Here is an 18,320-nt window from a genome sequence, read left to right as displayed (position 1 = left end):
CACCCGTGTTTTGCCTAAGTAAAAAGACCTAGACAACACTCTTTTGCCATGATAACGGCTGACAACCGGGCTTCATTTCACGCATTACTCAAAGGCCACTACTGAGGGAGTTTTCACCGGCTTCGCCCATCACTTTCACCAACCGTGACGTCTCTAGCAGACTTGTACCGATTACTCGTCCTCATGAATGTGATAATTGTAAGCGTATCTGAAAAAAATTGCAAGTACTTTTATCAAAGACAATCCGGCGGTAGCCATTGTCATCCTGATTTTTCCAAAGATTACGATCCAACTTGCTCATATTTCGACAGGTTCATCAACTTCCAAATCAGCAAAGCAACCGCCCAGGCAACAACGAAAATAACCACTAAAATAATACCCAATTCGTTGAAATCAAGGGCTCCCGCCCACTTGGTCAAGAAGTTTTCCCAGTGGAACATAGCTGCCATCGATTGAATCAAGTCAACAATGCCGATAAAGCCGGCAGCAATAATCGAGATACTAGTCAAAATCAGATTAAAATAGACCTTACGGTAAGAAGTGGAAATAATCCAATTGTAGGTTGTTGACATGAAGAAGCCGTCCAAAGTATCCATCAAGCACATTCCTGCGGTAAAGAACAGGGGCACGGATAAGATGGCGTACCAGGGAACACCGGCAGTCGTTGCCGTCGCCGAGGTGGCTAGAACGGCCACCTGCGTGGCCGTATCAAAACCCAAACCAAATAAGAAACCAACAATGGCCACTTGCCAGTTATGGTTAACTAAGTTCAACATCTTCATAAACAAGCTGTAAATCTTTGACTCAGCGGCTAATTGCTCGTTATCGGGGTCCAAAGCCGCCTTCTTCATTTGCCTAAAATTTTTCCAAATACCACGCAGGATAAAGGTATTAAAGCAAGCCAGCATTAACAACATCACAGCGGCAATCATGGTCCCAAACATGCCACCAACGGACTCCAAAATTGGCAAAGAATGATCAGCCCACTCAACAAAAAGTACCGTCAATAAAGTTAACAACACCACGACCAAAGAATGCCCGAAGGAAAAGGAAAACCCTACCCCTCTCGTATTCTTGTGGTCATTTAACATTTTCCGGGTCATGTTGTCGATGGCAGCAATGTGATCAACATCAAAAGCGTGGCGTAGGCCAAAGGTAAACGAAATGCCGGCCATCCCGAGTAACTGAGGATACTTGTCCATCCCAGTACTCAAAAACATGGTCCCCAGGGCCAAGATGCAAAGAATAAAGGCCCCATATCGGCTAATATCGAACTTCCAACTGTGACTATCTGTCATAAATACTGTTCCTCTTTTCTATTTTCTAAAATCTACTTCAGTCATAAAATCCATGGTACTAAGCCAAACTCGTAAAAATCAGCGCCATGTTGACCATCATTTGATTAATCGCAAGTCCTTGGTCATTTTTCGCTTGAAGGGCCCAATTGGATAATCAAGCAATCTACCTATTGTTGATTCATGATTAATTCTTGGCAACCGTCAGCTGGCAATTGAGCCATCCCCCTACCTTTCTACAAAATAGTCATGGTTTTTGAATATTCCCGTTCCATTGCACTTGCTTTGGCAGCATCTTGATCATTCTTGTAGCGCTTTTTTCCACTCTTTTTTGGACTAACGCTTGCTACAAAGGGCTTGCTCAGACGCTGTCAATTAAAATATTAAGTTTTAGCGTTATTTTCTAACTTAGGCCCAACATTGCTTTGGCGTATGGTGAGAGCCTTTCAACCGACCAAGCCGGTTCCCAACGATATTCAATCTTAACTTGCTCAACGCCATCAAGGACGTCCAAGGCATGAACAACCATTTCTTCTAAAGTACCCATAATCGGACACCCAATCACTGTCAAAGTCATATTGACCGTACACAAGCCCTGGTCATTTAAATCAATTTCGTTAATAAAACCCAAATTAACAACATCCACACGAAAATCCGGGTCAATCACCTGACTCAAGGCCAACATGATTTCTTCTTTTTTTCCTGCATCCATTTTTTAACCTACCGATCCACTCATTTCAAACTTCATCAAACGGTTCAATTCCACCGCGTATTCCATCGGCAATTCTTTCGTAAATGGTTCCACAAAGCCCATTACAATCATTTCGGTTGCCTTTTCAGCCGAAATCCCTCGACTCATCAGGTAATAAAGTTGGTCTTCAGAAACCTTGGAAACTTTTGCCTCATGTTCCATCGAGACATTCCCGTTCAAGACAGTGTTGTATGGAATGGTATCTGCTGACGATTGGTCGTCAACCAAGATGGTGTCACATTCAACGTGAGCAAAAGAACCGGCCGCATTCCGATTAAACTTGACTGTTCCCCGGTAATCAGTTGAGCCACCATCATGAGCAATCGACTTGGACACAATCGAAGAGGACGTATTGGGAGCATTATGAATCATCTTGGCACCAGAATCTAAGTTAACCCCTGCACCGGCAACAGCAATCGAAAGCATGGTTCCCCTGGCTCCCTGACCATTCAAATAAACCGATGGATATTTCATCGTTGTCTTTGAACCAAAGTTACCATCGACCCATTCCATTGTGGCGTTTTCCTCGGCCGCTGATCGTTTTGTTTCCAGTGAATAAACGTTGTTCGACCAGTTTTGAATAGTCGTATAGCGGCAATAGCCGTCCTTTTTCACGATAACTTCAACCACGGCCGCATGTAGGGAATCTTGCGAGTAAGTTGGTGCAGAGCACCCCTCAACATAATCAACATGGGCGCCCTCATCGACAATAATCAAGGTGCGTTCAAACTGGCCTTCCTTTTCCGTGTTAATCCGGAAATAAGACTGGATGGGTGTCGTGACATGAACCCCCTTTGGTACATAAATAAAGGTTCCCCCGGACCAGACGGCCGAGTTTAAAGCGGCTAATTTATTATTGGTAGGTTTCACCAATGAACCCAAGTATTCTCGAACTAGTTCGGGATATTCCTGCACAGCCGTGTCGGTGTCCGTGAAAACAATCCCCGTCTTCTCGAACTCCTCTTTCATCCGGTGGTAAACCACCTCAGACTCATATTGGGCAGACGAGCCGGCCAGCCACTTTCGCTCGGCTTCCGGAACGCCCAACCGTTCAAATGTGTCTTTTAATTCTTGGGGGACTGCATCCCAATCCCGGTATTTACCATTGGTTGGCTTGTTATAGTAATAAATTTCATCAAAATCTAACTCGGACAGGTCTGGGCCCCAATCCTGCATCGGCATTTTCAAATAAGCCTGGTAAGACTGAAGACGAAAATCAAGCATCCAAGCTGGTTCTTGTTTCTTAGCTGAAATTTTACGAATAACGTCTTCATTAAGCCCCTGCCCGGTCGAATAGACTGCCTGGTAGTCATCATGAAAACCATGAGCATACTCCTCATCGGCTCCAATTGCTGACCGCGTTCGCTGCAGGTCTTCTTGTCGATCGATTTCCATTCTTACTCTCCCTCGATTTTGGCTATTAAATCAGTCACCGCATGGCTGGCGAGAGTGGCGCACTTGAGTCGGGTTGGAAACTGACGAACGCCGGCCAAAGCTGATAATTCGCCAAGATCAACTTCCTGGACTTTGCCACCTTCAGCCTCAACGGATTGGCCATCACCAATAAACAGACTACCTTGGACTGGGTCCCGATCAGCCACTAATAATTCAGAAAATGCCGCTAATTTTCTCCGGGCCACCGGCAAACTTTCCCCAATCAACTGCTCAGTCAGTATCGAAGCAGCGGCTATCGAAATGGCACAACCCGCTCCATCAAAGGACATATCGCGAATCTGATTTTCCAAAACAATCATTCGTACTTGTAAAACATCCCCACAGCTGGGGTTGAATTTCTCAACCTGTTGGCCTACAGAGGCTGGTAGCGTCTGGAAATGGTGCGGATTTTTGGCATGGTCTAAAATGACCTGCCGGTATAAAGTTCCTAAGTCTGCTTGATTCATGCAAAGTACTCCCGGGCCTGACGCAAAGCCAAAACGAAGCGATCAAGGTCTTCTTGGTTGTTGTAAAAGGCAATGGTGGCCCGGACGGCCGATTGAATGCCCAAATAATCCATTAATGGCTGAGCGCAATGGTGGCCCGCCCGGACCTCTACGCCAGCCATATCCAAAACAGTGGCAACGTCATGCGGATGAATGCCTGCTAGGTTAAAGGACAAAACACCATGGTGTTTTTTAGCAGTCTTTGGCCCATAAATGGTCACGTCGGGAATTTTTTTCAGGGCTAACAGAGCAGCTGCCATCAACTCTTCCTCTCGGTTGGCGATTGTCTCTAAGCCAACCTCGGTCAAGTAATCGACAGCTGCCCCGAGGCCAATGGCGCCGGCAATGTTTTGCGTCCCAGCTTCAAAGCGCCAGGGAACTTCTTGAAAGGTTGCTTCTGTTAACGTTACCCGTTCAATCATTTCCCCACCGTATTGCACCGGTGTCATAGCCTTTAAGCAATCAGCTTTCCCGTACAGCACCCCGATTCCTGTGGGACCCAGCATTTTGTGACCAGAAAAGGCATAAAAATCAACATCCAAATCTGAAACATCAATTGGAAAATGGCCAACGGCCTGAGCGCCATCAACAATGACCGTCGCGCCAACCTCATGAGCCAGCGCTACCATTGGCTTAACGGGTGCCAGGCTACCCAGCACATTGGAAACGTGGGCAAAGGAAACAATTTTCGTTTTCTGACTGAGTTTGTTCTTAAAATCAACCAGGTCAATTTCCCCGTCGGCTGTCAGGGAAACATAGCGTAACTTAGCCCCGGTCACCTTTGCCAGCACCTGCCAAGGAACAATGTTCGAGTGGTGTTCGAGCTGAGTTAACAAGATTTCATCCCCGACCTTCAGCCGGTTTCGTCCATAGCCCTGGGCCAGCCAATTCAGACTTTCGGTCGTCGACCTGGTAAAGACAATGTTTTTGGCAGAAGTCGCACCAATCATGGCCCCAACCTTGGCCCGCGCACCCTCATAGTTAGTTGTCGCCTCTTGCGAGAGCGTATAAACGCCACGATGAACATTCGCATTTTCTTTCACATAATAGGCCCGCATCTGGTCTAAGACCTGGATTGGTTTTTGACTCGTCGCCGCCCCATCAAGGTAAGTTAACGGGTGACCGTTGACCTGCCGATTTAAAATTGTAAAGTCATCTCGTACCGTTTTCATTGTTTAACTTTCTTTCAATTGCCGCAACAACCTGATTTTCGACCTTTTGGTCCTGAATTTTAGCGAGGATTTCGCCTACAAAGCCGCGAACTACCAACCGTCTAGCAACTTCTAGCGGCAAACCGCGACTCATCAAATAGTACAATTGCTGGTCATCGACCTGACCAACAGAGGCCGCATGCCCAGCAGTGACATCACTTTCGTCAATCAAAAGCAACGGGTTGGCCTCACCACGGGCACGCTTTGATAGCATCAAAACGCGTGATTCTTGTTGGGCATCGGACCCCTTGGCTCCCCTAATAATCCGGCCCATTCCATTAAAAATTAGGCTTGAACGATTCAAAATCACCCCACGTTGGAAAATATGACCAACCGTGTGCCGACCGATATTTTGGATTTCCGTATTAAAGCCTTGGACCTGCTTGCCCGAAGTAAACGCGGCGACACCGGTTTCTGATTGAGCACCTTCCCCAACCAGTTTGGTCGTTAATTGGCTAATCACGTTGCCATCGTTAAAGGCCGCGTTGACCCAGTTGACCTCCGCCTGATGCAAAACAACAGCCTGTCGATTAATAAAGCCAGTCGTCTCCTGGTCGAAGTGGTCGAAGTTAACCAGCTTCAGTTTGGCACCGGCAGCGGCCAAAACCTCAACCACTAAGGAAACATTGCTGATGCCTGCAGTAACCGTTTCTAATTGACTGACGATTCGTGCTTGACTATTTCGATCAGCATAAATCACTACTCGGCCAACCAAGTCACCTGCTGCACCCAAATGAGCCAAAAAAAGGTTCAAGTTCGTACTAACAGTCACCCCGGCCGGCAAGTAAACAAAGAGACCTGTATTGGCGCTTTGCTGGTTTTCTGCCGTCAAGCGGTCCTTTGTTTCAGCCATCCGGTCAAAAACTTGTTCAACTAAGTTCGGATAGTCTTGCTGTGCCTGCTTTAGTGGTAGCAATAAAACACCAGCCTGAACCAAATCACTTGGCAAATCATAATAGCTTTGGCTCAGACCCGCGAGCTCGATGCCGACATCACCGGATTTGGCCAGCAGGGGCTGATTTACCTGCCCTTGACCAGGAACTAAATCCGTCAGACCCCAGTGTTGAAACCGGACTTTGGGAAAGTCTGGTAGGGGCAATTCAGTAATCGCTTGTCTTTTGTCCTCTTCCATCTCACACCACCGGTACATCTTCGTCTGTCAGCGTAATTTCAAGGCCTAATTCATCGCGCAGGGCCGCATAACCTTCACCCTCCAAGCGCTTGGCCAAATCAGGGCCACCTGTCTTCACGACTTTACCGTCCATCATCACGTGCACATAATCTGGCACGATGTAGTCAAGCAAGCGTTGGTAATGCGTGATCATCAAGGTGGCAAAATCAGTCGAGCGCATGCTATTGACGCCCTTTGAAACGACTTTTAGGGCATCAATATCTAAACCAGAATCAATTTCATCCAAAATCGCAATCGCTGGTTTAATCATCAACATTTGCAGAATTTCATTCCGCTTTTTTTCTCCACCAGAAAAGCCTTCATTCAAATAGCGACTGGCCATCTCAGCGTTCATCGACAAAAAATTCCGCTTTTCTTCCAGTTCCTTCATGAAAGTCATCACATCCACTTGGTCGTTATCGGCACGCCTGGCATTCACGGCCGAGCGCATAAACTCAAAATTCGTAATGCCCTGAATTTCAGCCGGATATTGCATCGCCAAAAACAAGCCCGCTCGAGCGCGCTCATCGACGCTCATTTCACTTAAGTCTTGGCCATCAAGTTCGATGGTCCCCTGGGTAATTTGATAAGCCGGATGGCCCATAATGGTTTGCGACAAGGTCGATTTTCCGGTACCGTTGGGTCCCATAATGGCGTGAATTTCGCCCGTATTAACCGTGAGGTTAACACCCTTTAAAATTTCTTTGCCATCGATTTGAACGTGAAGGTCTTCAATTTTTAGCGTCTGCATTGGTCATCCCATCCCCATAAATATCATTATTTTCTAATTATCATCAACTTACTTGGAACAAAATCTAAGACGAGATGACAAGAACCACAACACCATGTCACTGTTCCCCACCAGCAGGGTGTTGCAGTCCCCTAAAGATCACTATTTTGCTCCCAAAAGTTAGAAACTGTTGAGCCACTCATTTTCAAAGATTACGATCAGCTAATCTGCTCAATCCGCCGACCAAAAAAATCAGTGCACTAATTTATCCCAGATAACCACTTCATCCGAAGCAAGTGATTTTGGCACATCGATAATGCGCTGGTTAGCACTACCACGGAATTGAAGAGTGAGGTCCTTTTCTTCTTCTAAGAACCGACCATCCACTAAGATATCAATTAAAGACAATAATTCTAGCTTGTCATCGGTTTCTTTCATTAACTCATCCCAGGTATAACCGGTCCAAGACCAGATATCCTTTGTATGACCAAATTCCTGGCGAATCCGCTTGGCCAATTGGCTGCAGACTTGAGTGTTCAAGAAAGGTTCCCCACCCAATAGTGTCAAACCTTGAACATAATCCTTGGATAAATCTTCAATAATTTGGTCTTCGAGTGCCATTGAATAGGGCTGACCATAATGGAAGTTTTGTGCAACCACGTTATAACAGCCCGGACACATAAACTTGCAGCCAGAAACATATAAGGAACACCGCACACCCTCACCGTCAACAAAGTTAAAGGCTTTGTAGTCCGCAATAAATCCTTGACTAAGCTCTGCTGCGGTCCATTCTTTGGGCATCGGATTGTTTGGTTTTCTGGTAGCTTGCGACATCTGTAATCATCTCCTGTGTTAAATGCTTTGCTCGGGCTGCAATTTCAACGTGACGGCCATGAACCATTGGACGTTGTTGTGGGTTACCAAGGTAACCACAGGTCCGCTTGACCACATCACACAGCTGCGGATCATGGTTACCGCATTGTGGACAGGCAAATCCTTTGGCAGTAGCCTGAAAGTCACCCGAAAAACCACACTTGAAACACTTATCAATTGACGTATTAGTTCCTAAATAGCCAACATGGTCATAAGCCCAATCCCAAACAGCTTCTAAAGCTTGGGGATTTTGACGCAAATTTGGGTACTCGCAGTAGTGAATAAAGCCGCCAGCAGCGTACTTAGGAAAGGCTTCTTCAAAGCTGATTTTGTCAAAAGGCGTTGGGTGCTTACGGACATCATAGTGGAAACTATTCGTGTAGTATTCCTTTTCCGTGATGTCTTCAATCCTGCCAAACTTTTCAATATCAGCCTCACAGAAAGTATCCGTCAGCGATTCGGCTGGCGTGGAATAGAGACTGTAATGGTAACCACTCTCCTTTTCCCATTCAACGCAGTAGTCATGCATTCGCTTAACAATTTCCTCGGCGAAGTCGTGCGCCTCTTGGTTTCCTTCCCAGTTAGAACCATAAAAGGCAGCAACCGTCTCATACAGGCCGATATAACCCAACGAAACCGTAGCCCGACCATTCTTAAAGACTTCATCAACGCTATCAGTCTTCTTCAAGCGCTTGCCAAAAGCACCATACATGTACAAGAGTGGTGCATTTTCTGGCACGGCTTCCTTCGTTCGTTCAATTCGATAAGCCAAGGCCTGATGGGTCAAGGCAATCTTTTCATCAAAGATTTGCCAAAAAAGTTCCCGATTTTGCTTCGCAAAAAGTGAAATCCGAGGAAGGTTAACCGTAACAACACCCAGGTTCATGCGGCCGGAATTAACTTCCTGACCGGTTTCATCTTCCCAACCCTGTAAGAAGGACCGACAACCCATGGGCGTCTTAAAGGAGCCAGTAATGTCGATAATCTTGTCGTACATCAGCAAGTCAGGATACATCCGCTTCGTTGAACATTCGAGTGCCAATTGCTTGATATCATAATTGGGATCATTGGGATTAAGGTTCAAACCACGTTTAACCGTAAAAGTCAGCTTAGGGAAGATTGCTGTGCGTCGTTCCTTACCAAGCCCTTTGATTCGAATTTGCAGGATGGCCGTTTGAATTGCTCGTTCAATCCAGTTTGTTCCTAAGCCAAAATTAATCGTTGTAAAGGGCGTTTGTCCTTGGGAAGAATACAAAGTATTGATTTCATACTCCAAAGCCTGCATGGCATCATAAATGTCTTTTTCGGTCTTTTCCTTGGCATACGCCGCTTGCTTTTCTTCTGTGACCCAATTTTTCGCATCGACTAAGTGCTTGTCATAATTTTTCTTGGCAAAGGGAGCCAACAATTGGTCAATTCGGTTAGCCGAGCAACCACCATATTGGGAGGAAGCAACATTGGCAATGATTTGTGACATCTGTGCCGTTGCCGTTTGAATGGAATTTGGTGAGTCAACCCAGGCATTACCGATTTTGTACCCGTTGTTCAAAAGGTTGTCAAAATCAATCAAGCAACAATTAGTAGCAGGGGTCACGGGCGAATAGTCCAAATCATGCCAGTGAATGTCACCACGCATGTGACCCTTGGCAACCATCTTTGGTAGCATTTGCATTCCTAATGCGCGACTAGCGGCACCAGCTTCCAAATCGCGCTGGGTATTGAAGACCCGACTATCCTTATTCGCATTTTCATGAACAACGGATGCATCCTGATCGAATAATTTTTCAATTCGCTTTTGAACATTGGAAGCATCAGCGAACTTTTGTTTGTCTTTTTCCCAATATGTTTGATACTGGTTAACGGCCTCTTCTTCACCATACTTTTCTAAACAAGCATTCAAAAGCGTTCGAATTTCTGCAGTTGTGACTTTCTTGGTCTTGGCCAAAGTTTTGGTCAATTCTGCCATAATGGCTTGAGCAGTTTCGATCGATAAATTCAGGTGATCCAAGATAAAATCAATCTTATAAGCATAAAAGGCCATTGCTTCACCACTTTGCTTGATCACGGTTAGTTGTTTCAATTGATTCTTTTCGATTGTCTGTACCATTCTAAATTACTCCCTCCTGTTTTTTATTTTTTGGGGTAACTCAAATACTACAACGATTTCGTTTTTTAGAACAGATGTTCGCTTGTGAAAAAAGTCCCTTCAAGTGCTCTTAGTCTTAGGGCACAAGGAGTTTAGAATGATAATTACTTTTTGTTTACAATCAGAAAAAATTAGCAACAAAAAAATAACTATTTGTTATTGAAATTCTTCACAAAACTTTTTTAACAATGAACCAATTCTGCGTATAATAGGAGAAAAAAGGACGGAACTATGTACACAGACGATTCACTGGTATTGCATACTGATGCATACCAAATCAATATGATTTACACCTATTGGAAAGACAAAATCGATCAAAAACCAGTGGTCTTTGAAGCCTATTTCCGCAAGATGCCCTTTGACAACGGCTACGTTGTTTTCACTGGGTTGGAACGACTCGTTAAGGCGCTAACAAACCTTCACTTTACTGATGCTGATATTGATTACTTACGGTCTTTAAACCTCTATGAAGAGGACTTTTTGCACTATTTAAAGGATTGGCGGTTAACGGCGACCATCCGCTCGGCTATCGAGGGCGAGGTCATGTTTAACCACGAACCATTAATCCAAGTCGATGGACCGTTAGTGGACGCCCAATTGTTGGAAACTCTCTTATTGAACATCATCAACTTCCAGACACTGATTTCAACTAAAGCGGCCCGAATCGCTTCAGTTACCGATGGTCAGCCCTTGCTTGAATTTGGAACCAGACGGGCCCAGGAGCTTGATGCTGCTCTCTGGGGAACTCGAGCTGCTTATATTGGCGGTTTTGATGCCAGTTCAAACGTCAGGGCGGGCAAACTTTTCCAGATTCCAATCTCAGGGACGCATGCTCACGCTTTGATTCAGGCCTACCAAAGTGACTATGCAGGTTTTCTTGCCTATGCGAAGACCCACCATGATGTTGTTTTCTTGGTTGATACCTTTGACACCTTAAAATCAGGCGTGCCAAATGCCATCAAGGTGGCCAAGGAATTTGGCGACAAAATCAACTTCCAAGGAGTCCGGATTGATTCAGGTGATATGGCCTACCTATCAAAGAAGGTTCGGACAATGCTCGATGAAGCTGGCTTCCCCAATGCCAAAATTTACGCCTCCAATGACCTGGACGAAAATACCATCTTGAATTTGAAAAGTCAGGGGGCCAAGATTGATGTTTGGGGCATCGGTACGAAACTGATTACCGCCTACGACCAACCAGCCCTTGGTGCCGTTTACAAAATGGTCAACATCGATGGGCAAAACACCATTAAGTTGTCCAATAACGTCGAAAAAATTTCCACGCCCGGTAAAAAACAAATTTGGCGGATTACTGATAAGAAGGATGGCAAGTCAGAAGGTGATTATTTGACCTTCTTTGGCCAGGATCCAAATCAAGTCGAGACACTCCACATGTTTGATCCGAACCATCCCCTTCTTTCCAAAGAGGTCACTGATTTTCAGGCAACGCCTATTCTCCATGACATTTTCGTCAATGGAAAATTAGTCTACGACCTGCCTACTATCAAAGAAATTAAGGCCTACGCCAAAAACTCACTGGATAATCTGTGGGATGAGTACAAACGCATCTTAAATCCGGAAACCTACCCAGTTGATTTGGCACAGGACCTCTACGATGCCAAAAACGACTTAATTCAAACCATCCGTCAACAAATCAAGGAGATGAAAGCATGAGACCTCTTCAAGCCAAAATTATCGCCGAACTACACGTACAACCCGTGATCGATCCGCAGGCCGAAATAAGACGGTCGGTTGACTTCTTAAAGCAGTATTTGACCCATAGTGTCTATCAAGGATTGGTCATGGCCGTTTCTGGTGGGCAGGATTCAACATTGGCTGGTAAATTAGGCCAAATGGCCATTGACGAGCTAAGAGAAGAAACAAAAGAAGATTATCAATTCATCGCCATCCGCCAGCCTTACGGGCAGCAGCAAGATGAAGACGACGCAAAAGCAGCGCTTGCCTTCATCAATCCTGATCAGACGATTACAACCAATATCAAATCAGCGACCGATGCCATGGTGACATCTTTACGCGCGGCTGGTTTAGTCGTTGATGACTTAAGCCGGGGTTCAATTAAGCCCAAGATGCGTATGATTGCTCAGTATGCGGTTGCCAGAGAACACCAGGCAGTTGTGATTGGTACCGATCATGCGGCCGAAGCCATTGCCGGCTTTTTCACCAAGTACGGTGATGGTGGCACGGATATCAACCCCCTCTGGCGGTTAAATAAGCGCCAAGGACGGTCCTTGCTTGAAGCTCTTTCAGCTCCGACTCATTTGTATGAAAAGACACCAACAGCTGATTTAGAAGACGACCGGCCACAACTACCAGACGAAGTTGCCCTAGGGGTTGCTTACAAGGCCATAGACGACTATTTGGAAGGCAAGCAGGTTGCAACTAGTGATGCCGAAAAAATTGAATCACTCTACTTAAATAGCCAGCAAAAGCGACATGAACCAATTACGATTTATGACACTTGGTTTTATTAATCATTAACAGCAAAAAAAGGACTCCAGATTCTACCACACGGTAAATTCTGAAGTCCTTTTATACTGTTTTTTTTCGGCAAAAAAAAAGCAAAACTTTTTCAAGTTTTGCTTTTCTTTGGAATCTCCCAAGGTCGCCTGATTAACTCAGTGCTCCCGCTCGGATTCGAACCGAGGACCTTGGGATTAAAAATCCCCTACTCTAACCAACTGAGTTACGGAAGCAATCCTGTGCCTTAGCACATTTATATATATTACCGAAGCAAGAGTAAAAAAGCAATACCTTTTAAAAAATATTTTTACTTTTTTTATTGCTCTTCATCCCCATCAGATAAGTCATCCAAGTCATCTGAACCGGCTAATTCCGTCAGGTTATCTTCGATGGCTTCGTCCTTTTCAGCATCGTCGTCATCTTCGGCATCATTGCCATCACCAGTCTTAGCATTGTGACCTTCAAGGTCATCAAAGTCATCGTCTTCTGGATCATCATCGTTATAGTCAATCACGTCGTCATCGGCTGATGCAGAATCAGCAAAGACGTTAACCTTCTTAGAGGCCTTCTTCTTCTTTGGCTTTTCTTCTTCATCATCAATTTCGTGAATTGATTCATCGATTGCATCGACTGGATACCATGAACGCAGAGCCCATTCGTTATTTCCCAAGGAAATAAACGAACCGTCAGTGTTCAAGTCCGTATAAAATTGTGACAATCGACTTTGGAACGCATCCGTATCGATTTCCAAAAAGTTTTGGATGGCCGTTACTAAATCTGTAAAGGCCATGGCCTTCTTTTCTTCTGCTAAAATGGCCGTAGCGATTTCCACCAAGGACATCTCTTCCTTGAGTTGACCGTTTTCTAAATTTGACATGGCTCTCGTCCTTTCGCGCTTCTAACTAGTTGAGTATACTGGATTTTGGCCCAAATTGCAAGGCAACCTGGTATTGACCAACCACTTGATCATTGGCAGACAAGGCATAGGCTAAATCTAAAGACCCGGCTAGCTGAACTTCATCAAAGGCAAAGTCAAGCTGGCTGGTATTGGTTGAAAGCAGCATCATGCCTGCCACTGTTTGATAGGGTTGGTGTTCAACCAAACCAGGTCGGAAGACCATCCGGGTCTTCGTCACGTTGTGGCGGCTGAGGCTGATTTGATTTTCGCTAAACTTAAAGACGACATTGGTCTCACCTTGATCGTCAATCTTTTCGGTGTAGGCCAGGTATACACTATCACCCTTGATGGTTAATACACCGGTTGTTTCAATTTCATACCGCTCGTCACCTGCATCTTGAAAGACCTGGTGACTAATTTTTACTTGTACTTCTTTTTGGCTCATTTGGCTAAAATTGCTCCTAATATTTTCACAAACAGCTAAAGTCTATTATAATAAGAAAAAGTACGAAGGGAAAGGTCAAATATGTCGGAAAAATTAGCACACGAAAAAGTTCTCCGCGATCCAATTCACAAATTCATTCACATCCAAGACCAATTAGTCTTAGACCTGATTAATACGCCTGAGTTTCAGCGACTCCGCAGGGTTGAACAACTTGGCGTCACTGCCTTTGTTTTCCACGGGGCCGTCCATGACCGTTTCGGCCATTCAGTCGGTGCCTACGAACTAGCTCGACGGATTACCGATTACTTTAACGAATACTATCGCAGCAAAACACCCGGTGACGGCCTTTGGAACCCAGAGGAACAGATGCTGACGGTCGTCGCCGCTCTCTTACATGACGTTGGCCACGGTGCCTTTTCACACACTTTTGAGCACCTTTTCCACACCAACCATGAACAGATGACCCAGGACATTATTACTGGCGACACCGAGATTAATCGGATTTTGCAGTCATACAGTCCTGATTTCCCCAACAAAGTCGCCTCAGTGATTGCCAAAACCTATGAAAACCCACAGATCGTCCAACTAATTTCCAGCCAATTAGACGTAGATCGAATGGACTACCTTCTCCGCGACGCCTATTACACCGGTGCAACTTACGGTGAGTTCGATATCGACCGGATAATGCGCACGATGAAGCCTTGCAAAACCGGCATTGTCTACGATATTGCTGGTATGCATGCTGTCGAAGACTACATCGTCTCCCGCTACCAGATGTATCTGCAAGTCTACTTCCACCCGGTTTCACGGGGGATGGAAGTTATCCTAGAACATCTCTTAGGGCGTGTCAAAGAGCTTCTTTCACAGGGACACAATACTGGCGATTTGGTTGGTCCTTTGCTGGCGCCTGTCTTTCAGCCCGACCATGATTTAACCATTGATGAGTACCTACGCCTTGATGACAACCTCTTTATGACGGCCATCAATGGTTGGCAGGACTATCCTGACCAAATCTTAGCAGACCTCTCATCTCGATTCTTAAACCGTCGGCCGTTCAAGTCCATCCAAATTAACGACCAGTCGGCACCCTATCTAGCTGAACTCGAGCAAATCGTTAAGGATGCCGGCTTCGACCCAGACTACTACACCGCTCAAAATGACGCCTATGACCTTCCTTACGATGATTATAAGCCAAGCGAGAAGAAACCACGGACCCAAATCGAGCTTGTCTTAAGCGACGGTAGCCACCGTGAGTTATCACAACTCTCGGCCCTTGTTGCCTCCATTAAGGGGCGTGCTTCCTTGGACCAACGCTTCTTTTTCCCAAAGGAAATGCTCAACAATGGCCCAGACGACCTCTTCTCCCAGGTTCACCAAAATTTTCGCTCACTAATTAAAAATGATACATTCATCCCTGGTGAACATTAAAAAGCAATGACGGTGAAAAAATTGCTGTCTACCACAGATTTTCCACACAATCAAACCCATTTTATCTATGAATGGTCTGCTGGAAATCAAAAATCAAAGCAGATCATTGAGTGACCTGAGGACTGACACCCGCTATTCGATTGGTGACAGTCCTTTTTCTTTGCACTTAATCCATTTTGTCTTCTTGAGTAGTCTGTTTGGCACCATCATCCGACCCTTACTAAAGATAACCACTTGTAATTTTGTCTTTTTGATTACTTGGACCTAGTAAAACCCCGAAATTTTTTCTAAATTTCGGGGTTCATATCAAAGGGCAACACTTTTTATTTTATGCAAATTTTGCTTGTGCCTAAAGGCTTACTTTTGTGCCAACAAGGCCAAAGCGCGGTCAACGTCAGCTGTCTGGTCGGCAATCGTCTTCACCCGGTTTTCAATCACTGCTTGGTCAATCACGATTTCACGAGCCAAACCTGGCTGGTCCAACTTAGGCGTGAAAAAGTCCTTGAATTCGGCCAAGTTTTCCGCTGTCTTGAAAATCCGCGAAATCACCGTTACGTAAGATGAGAAGGACATGTCACCACCGAGGCGATCTTCCAACCAGTCCCAGTTATTCTTTGCCCAGTCCCAGGCCAAAGCTTGACCCTTGTCATTGCCCAAGATACCTTGGAACCAGCCACGGAGGTCTTGTGGCTTGATCACATCAGCATTCTGGTAGTTGGCAACCAAGGTTTCCAACTGACTTTCATCCTGGCTCGTTACCAAAGCGGCTTCCAAATCAGACTTCAAGGCCGCTTCCGCCGTCTTTTGGTAGTCCGTCAAGAATTGGTTGAACTTTTCTTGCGTGTTGAAATTTTGGATTTCGTTTTTCAAAATCACTGCCCGACCATTGGCAGGCAACTTCGTAACATCCCCACCAGCCTCTTCAAAGACTTGGTGATCATGAGCCACCAAATCAGCATTTTTGGCAAAGAGGGCTGCTGACAGGACTTCAGCTCGTACCATTTCATCGTCAACACTTTCACCAGCACGTTTGTCAAAGCCAAGACGAATCAATTGCTGCTTTGAAAGGTCATTGACAAAGGTCTGCAAGTTCTTTTCCAAATCAGAACCATCTGTCGCAAAGGCTTTGACCTGAGCAATTACTTGATAAATCAGTGACTGAACCAATTCAGACGTTGAGTCTGCCAACTTTGGCAAGACCCAAAGCAAATCAGCAAAGGAGCCTTGACCAGCTTGGGCCAACAACAAGTTGTTTTGCAAGAATTGGGCTTGCGAAATGGCGTTGGCCGTTTCCAAATTTGCCACCTGTTCGGCCAAAAGTGTGTCATCGTATTGCACAATATAATGACCAGTATTGCCAACGTTCAATGTAAAGGCGCCATCACTTTCACGTTGCAGTGTTTCGTAATCACCTAAATCCATGGTTTCAGTCGTCAACAAATCTGGTGCCGAGACGGCAGAGGCAGCCAACGGTACCTGCCAAATCCGGCTATCGGCATTTGGCACAGCTGATTTGTCACCACCAATTGAGAATGGCTTTTGGCTAACCTTAACGCGACCATCTTCCACCTTGACAGAAACAACTGGATAACCTGGTTGTTCCAACCAAGAATGCATGATCGCACCAATGTTCTTGCCAGATGCCTCACCCAAGGCGGCCCAGAGGTCATCACCAGTTGCATTGCCGTACTTCTTCTTGGCAAAGTATTGCTTCAAACCATTGCGCAAGGCGTCGTCTCCAATCAAGGCACGGACCATGACCAACAAGTGCCCACCCTTGGCATAGACAATGGCGGGGTCAAAGAGTGCATCGATTTCTTCTGGATGATGTACCTCGACGTGAACGGGCTGAACACCCAAAATGGCATCACGGTGAAGCGCCTTTTGAACTTCAACAGCGTTGAAGGATTCCCAGATATGCCAGTCAGGTTCCAAGAAGTCTGTCGCTACGTATTCCATCATATTGGCAAAGGACTCATTCAGCCACAACTCATCCCACCACTTCATGGTCACCAAGTCACCAAACCATTGGTGAGCCAATTCATGAGCCACGATGGTCGCCACATATTGCTTGGTTGCCGTCGAAGAATTCTTTGGATCAACGAGCAAGCAAGCTTCACGATAAGTCACAACACCCCAGTTTTCCATGGCGCCAGCCGAAAAATCAGGCAAGGCCACTTGCCAAGAATGTGGCAATGGATACGGTGTCTGATAGAAGTCTTCGAAGAATTCGATTGACCGCTTTGCAATGTCAAGTGCAAAGTCCAAGTTATCAGCAGGGTGAGCCTTGGTAGCAAAAACCCCAATTTCAACACCAGAGTTCGTCTTGGTCTTTTTGCTTTGCAAGTCACCCAAGGCAAAGCCTAGGAGGTAGGTAGACATCTTGACTGTCTTGTCAAAATAATGCACGCCCTCTTCGACCTTTTGCTCTGGCATGTTTGAGATAACTGATTCCTCTGGCTTTTCATCAAACTTAATGGCCAAAGAGAACGTTGCCTTGGCTTCTGGTTCATCGATGCTTGGAAAAGCCTGGCGGGCAAAGTAAGTTTCAAATTGTGTGGAAACCAATTGCTTGGCTTGGCCATCAACATTGTAATAAGATGGATAAATTCCATTCATATTGTCCGTTAAGGGAGCATGGTAAGTAACCTCAACTTCAATTTCACCAGGTTGATCAGCCTTAAAAGTCACTTGATCTTGGTCATTGTCCATTGTAAAGTCAACCGCTTGACCGTTGACTTTTAATGTCTCCACCACTAAGTCGTGTTGATGTAATGCTAAATCAGTCGTCGTCACGTGACCCGTAATTGTCGTTTTTCCAACAATCAACTTATTTTCGCGTGAGATATCCAAAAACAAATCATAATGATTGGGTTGGAATGTTTCATAAAGACGTGGAATTGCAGCCATGAGGCACCTACCTTTTATTAAAAATTTATTAATATATAATT

15 protein-coding genes, 1 tRNA gene and 1 other annotated feature (1 of these 17 cut by a window edge) are annotated in these 18,320 nt (G+C 45.4%); of the genes, 3 read left to right on the top strand and 13 right to left on the bottom strand.

Annotated elements, in window-relative coordinates; genetic code table 11:
• Positions 1–197: a binding site (T-box leader), on the bottom strand; it reaches 25 nt to the left of the window's first position.
• Positions 198–281: 84 nt separating this feature from the next.
• The 9 genes from ACSYSR_RS05310 to nrdD form a co-directional block, all read right to left on the bottom strand.
• Positions 282–1,298, bottom strand: coding sequence for a HoxN/HupN/NixA family nickel/cobalt transporter (locus ACSYSR_RS05310; protein WP_489815908.1), 1,017 nt, complete (start codon positions 1,296–1,298; stop codon positions 282–284).
• Positions 1,299–1,698: 400 nt separating this feature from the next.
• Positions 1,699–2,007, bottom strand: coding sequence for a metal-sulfur cluster assembly factor (locus ACSYSR_RS05305; RefSeq protein WP_489815909.1), 309 nt, complete (start codon positions 2,005–2,007; stop codon positions 1,699–1,701).
• 3 nt (positions 2,008–2,010) lie between these two features.
• Positions 2,011–3,441 (bottom strand): Fe-S cluster assembly protein SufB, encoded by a 1,431-nt coding sequence (gene sufB, locus ACSYSR_RS05300; protein WP_489815910.1) that lies wholly within the window; start codon positions 3,439–3,441, stop codon positions 2,011–2,013.
• A 2-nt stretch (positions 3,442–3,443) separates the two neighbouring features.
• Positions 3,444–3,947, bottom strand: a complete 504-nt coding sequence (sufU, locus tag ACSYSR_RS05295; protein WP_489815911.1) for a Fe-S cluster assembly sulfur transfer protein SufU — start codon at positions 3,945–3,947, stop codon at positions 3,444–3,446.
• Entirely contained in the window at positions 3,944–5,158 is a 1,215-nt protein-coding gene (locus tag ACSYSR_RS05290) for a cysteine desulfurase (RefSeq protein WP_489815912.1), read from the bottom strand. Before ACSYSR_RS05290 ends, sufU begins: the two co-directional genes overlap by 4 nt.
• Positions 5,139–6,329: a Fe-S cluster assembly protein SufD gene (gene sufD / locus ACSYSR_RS05285; protein ID WP_489815913.1), complete on the bottom strand. Its 1,191-nt coding sequence runs from the start codon at positions 6,327–6,329 to the stop codon at positions 5,139–5,141. Before sufD ends, ACSYSR_RS05290 begins: the two co-directional genes overlap by 20 nt.
• A 1-nt stretch (position 6,330) precedes the next feature.
• Complete coding sequence (gene sufC / locus ACSYSR_RS05280) at positions 6,331–7,119, bottom strand: Fe-S cluster assembly ATPase SufC (protein WP_489815914.1); 789 nt, start codon at positions 7,117–7,119, stop codon at positions 6,331–6,333.
• Between the two features lie 231 nt (positions 7,120–7,350).
• Entirely contained in the window at positions 7,351–7,932 is a 582-nt protein-coding gene (gene nrdG / locus ACSYSR_RS05275) for an anaerobic ribonucleoside-triphosphate reductase activating protein (protein ID WP_489815915.1), read from the bottom strand.
• On the bottom strand, positions 7,868–10,078 hold the full coding sequence (gene nrdD / locus ACSYSR_RS05270; protein ID WP_489815916.1) for an anaerobic ribonucleoside-triphosphate reductase: 2,211 nt from the start codon (positions 10,076–10,078) through the stop codon (positions 7,868–7,870). Before nrdD ends, nrdG begins: the two co-directional genes overlap by 65 nt.
• A 270-nt stretch (positions 10,079–10,348) precedes the next feature.
• Here nrdD and ACSYSR_RS05265 point away from each other — a divergent pair, with 270 nt between their 5' ends.
• Together ACSYSR_RS05265 and nadE are read left to right on the top strand one after the other, a co-directional pair.
• Positions 10,349–11,791 (top strand): nicotinate phosphoribosyltransferase, encoded by a 1,443-nt coding sequence (locus ACSYSR_RS05265; RefSeq protein ID WP_489815917.1) that lies wholly within the window; start codon positions 10,349–10,351, stop codon positions 11,789–11,791.
• Positions 11,788–12,609 (top strand): NAD(+) synthase, encoded by an 822-nt coding sequence (gene nadE, locus ACSYSR_RS05260; RefSeq protein ID WP_489815918.1) that lies wholly within the window; start codon positions 11,788–11,790, stop codon positions 12,607–12,609. Before ACSYSR_RS05265 ends, nadE begins: the two co-directional genes overlap by 4 nt.
• A 148-nt stretch (positions 12,610–12,757) precedes the next feature.
• Here nadE and ACSYSR_RS05255 read toward each other — a convergent pair.
• The 3 genes from ACSYSR_RS05255 to ACSYSR_RS05245 form a co-directional block, all read right to left on the bottom strand.
• Positions 12,758–12,831 (bottom strand) — tRNA-Lys (locus ACSYSR_RS05255).
• A gap of 83 nt (positions 12,832–12,914) precedes the next feature.
• The gene (gene rpoE / locus ACSYSR_RS05250) at positions 12,915–13,475 is read right to left on the bottom strand and encodes a DNA-directed RNA polymerase subunit delta (protein ID WP_489815919.1); all 561 of its coding nucleotides are present in this window, start codon (positions 13,473–13,475) and stop codon (positions 12,915–12,917) included.
• Positions 13,476–13,500: 25 nt separating this feature from the next.
• Positions 13,501–13,941, bottom strand: coding sequence for a YwiB family protein (locus ACSYSR_RS05245; protein WP_489815920.1), 441 nt, complete (start codon positions 13,939–13,941; stop codon positions 13,501–13,503).
• A gap of 81 nt (positions 13,942–14,022) precedes the next feature.
• Between ACSYSR_RS05245 and ACSYSR_RS05240 the strand changes: the two genes are divergently transcribed.
• On the top strand, positions 14,023–15,369 hold the full coding sequence (locus ACSYSR_RS05240) for an HD domain-containing protein (RefSeq protein WP_252773614.1): 1,347 nt from the start codon (positions 14,023–14,025) through the stop codon (positions 15,367–15,369).
• Positions 15,370–15,726: 357 nt separating this feature from the next.
• Here ACSYSR_RS05240 and ACSYSR_RS05235 read toward each other — a convergent pair whose 3' ends face one another.
• Positions 15,727–18,279 (bottom strand): M1 family metallopeptidase, encoded by a 2,553-nt coding sequence (locus ACSYSR_RS05235; protein WP_489815921.1) that lies wholly within the window; start codon positions 18,277–18,279, stop codon positions 15,727–15,729.
• Positions 18,280–18,320 lie beyond the last annotated feature (41 nt).

It is taken from the genome of Fructobacillus sp. ESL1096, from assembly GCF_058511985.1.
The sequence above is the reverse complement of the archived record's forward strand: the minus strand, read 5'-3'. Positions and strand labels throughout refer to the sequence as shown.

Coding starts and splice junctions, on each gene's coding strand:
- rpoE (WP_489815919.1), bottom strand. CDS start 13,475: ATGTCAAATTTAGAAAACGGTCAACTCAAGGAAGAGATGTCCTTGGTG.
- nadE (WP_489815918.1), top strand. CDS start 11,788: ATGAGACCTCTTCAAGCCAAAATTATCGCCGAACTACACGTACAACCC.
- nrdD (WP_489815916.1), bottom strand. CDS start 10,078: ATGGTACAGACAATCGAAAAGAATCAATTGAAACAACTAACCGTGATC.
- nrdG (WP_489815915.1), bottom strand. CDS start 7,932: ATGTCGCAAGCTACCAGAAAACCAAACAATCCGATGCCCAAAGAATGG.
- ACSYSR_RS05235 (WP_489815921.1), bottom strand. CDS start 18,279: ATGGCTGCAATTCCACGTCTTTATGAAACATTCCAACCCAATCATTAT.
- sufD (WP_489815913.1), bottom strand. CDS start 6,329: ATGGAAGAGGACAAAAGACAAGCGATTACTGAATTGCCCCTACCAGAC.
- ACSYSR_RS05245 (WP_489815920.1), bottom strand. CDS start 13,941: ATGAGCCAAAAAGAAGTACAAGTAAAAATTAGTCACCAGGTCTTTCAA.
- sufB (WP_489815910.1), bottom strand. CDS start 3,441: ATGGAAATCGATCGACAAGAAGACCTGCAGCGAACGCGGTCAGCAATT.
- ACSYSR_RS05265 (WP_489815917.1), top strand. CDS start 10,349: ATGTACACAGACGATTCACTGGTATTGCATACTGATGCATACCAAATC.
- ACSYSR_RS05305 (WP_489815909.1), bottom strand. CDS start 2,007: ATGGATGCAGGAAAAAAAGAAGAAATCATGTTGGCCTTGAGTCAGGTG.
- ACSYSR_RS05290 (WP_489815912.1), bottom strand. CDS start 5,158: ATGAAAACGGTACGAGATGACTTTACAATTTTAAATCGGCAGGTCAAC.
- ACSYSR_RS05310 (WP_489815908.1), bottom strand. CDS start 1,298: ATGACAGATAGTCACAGTTGGAAGTTCGATATTAGCCGATATGGGGCC.
- ACSYSR_RS05240 (WP_252773614.1), top strand. CDS start 14,023: ATGTCGGAAAAATTAGCACACGAAAAAGTTCTCCGCGATCCAATTCAC.
- sufC (WP_489815914.1), bottom strand. CDS start 7,119: ATGCAGACGCTAAAAATTGAAGACCTTCACGTTCAAATCGATGGCAAA.
- sufU (WP_489815911.1), bottom strand. CDS start 3,947: ATGAATCAAGCAGACTTAGGAACTTTATACCGGCAGGTCATTTTAGAC.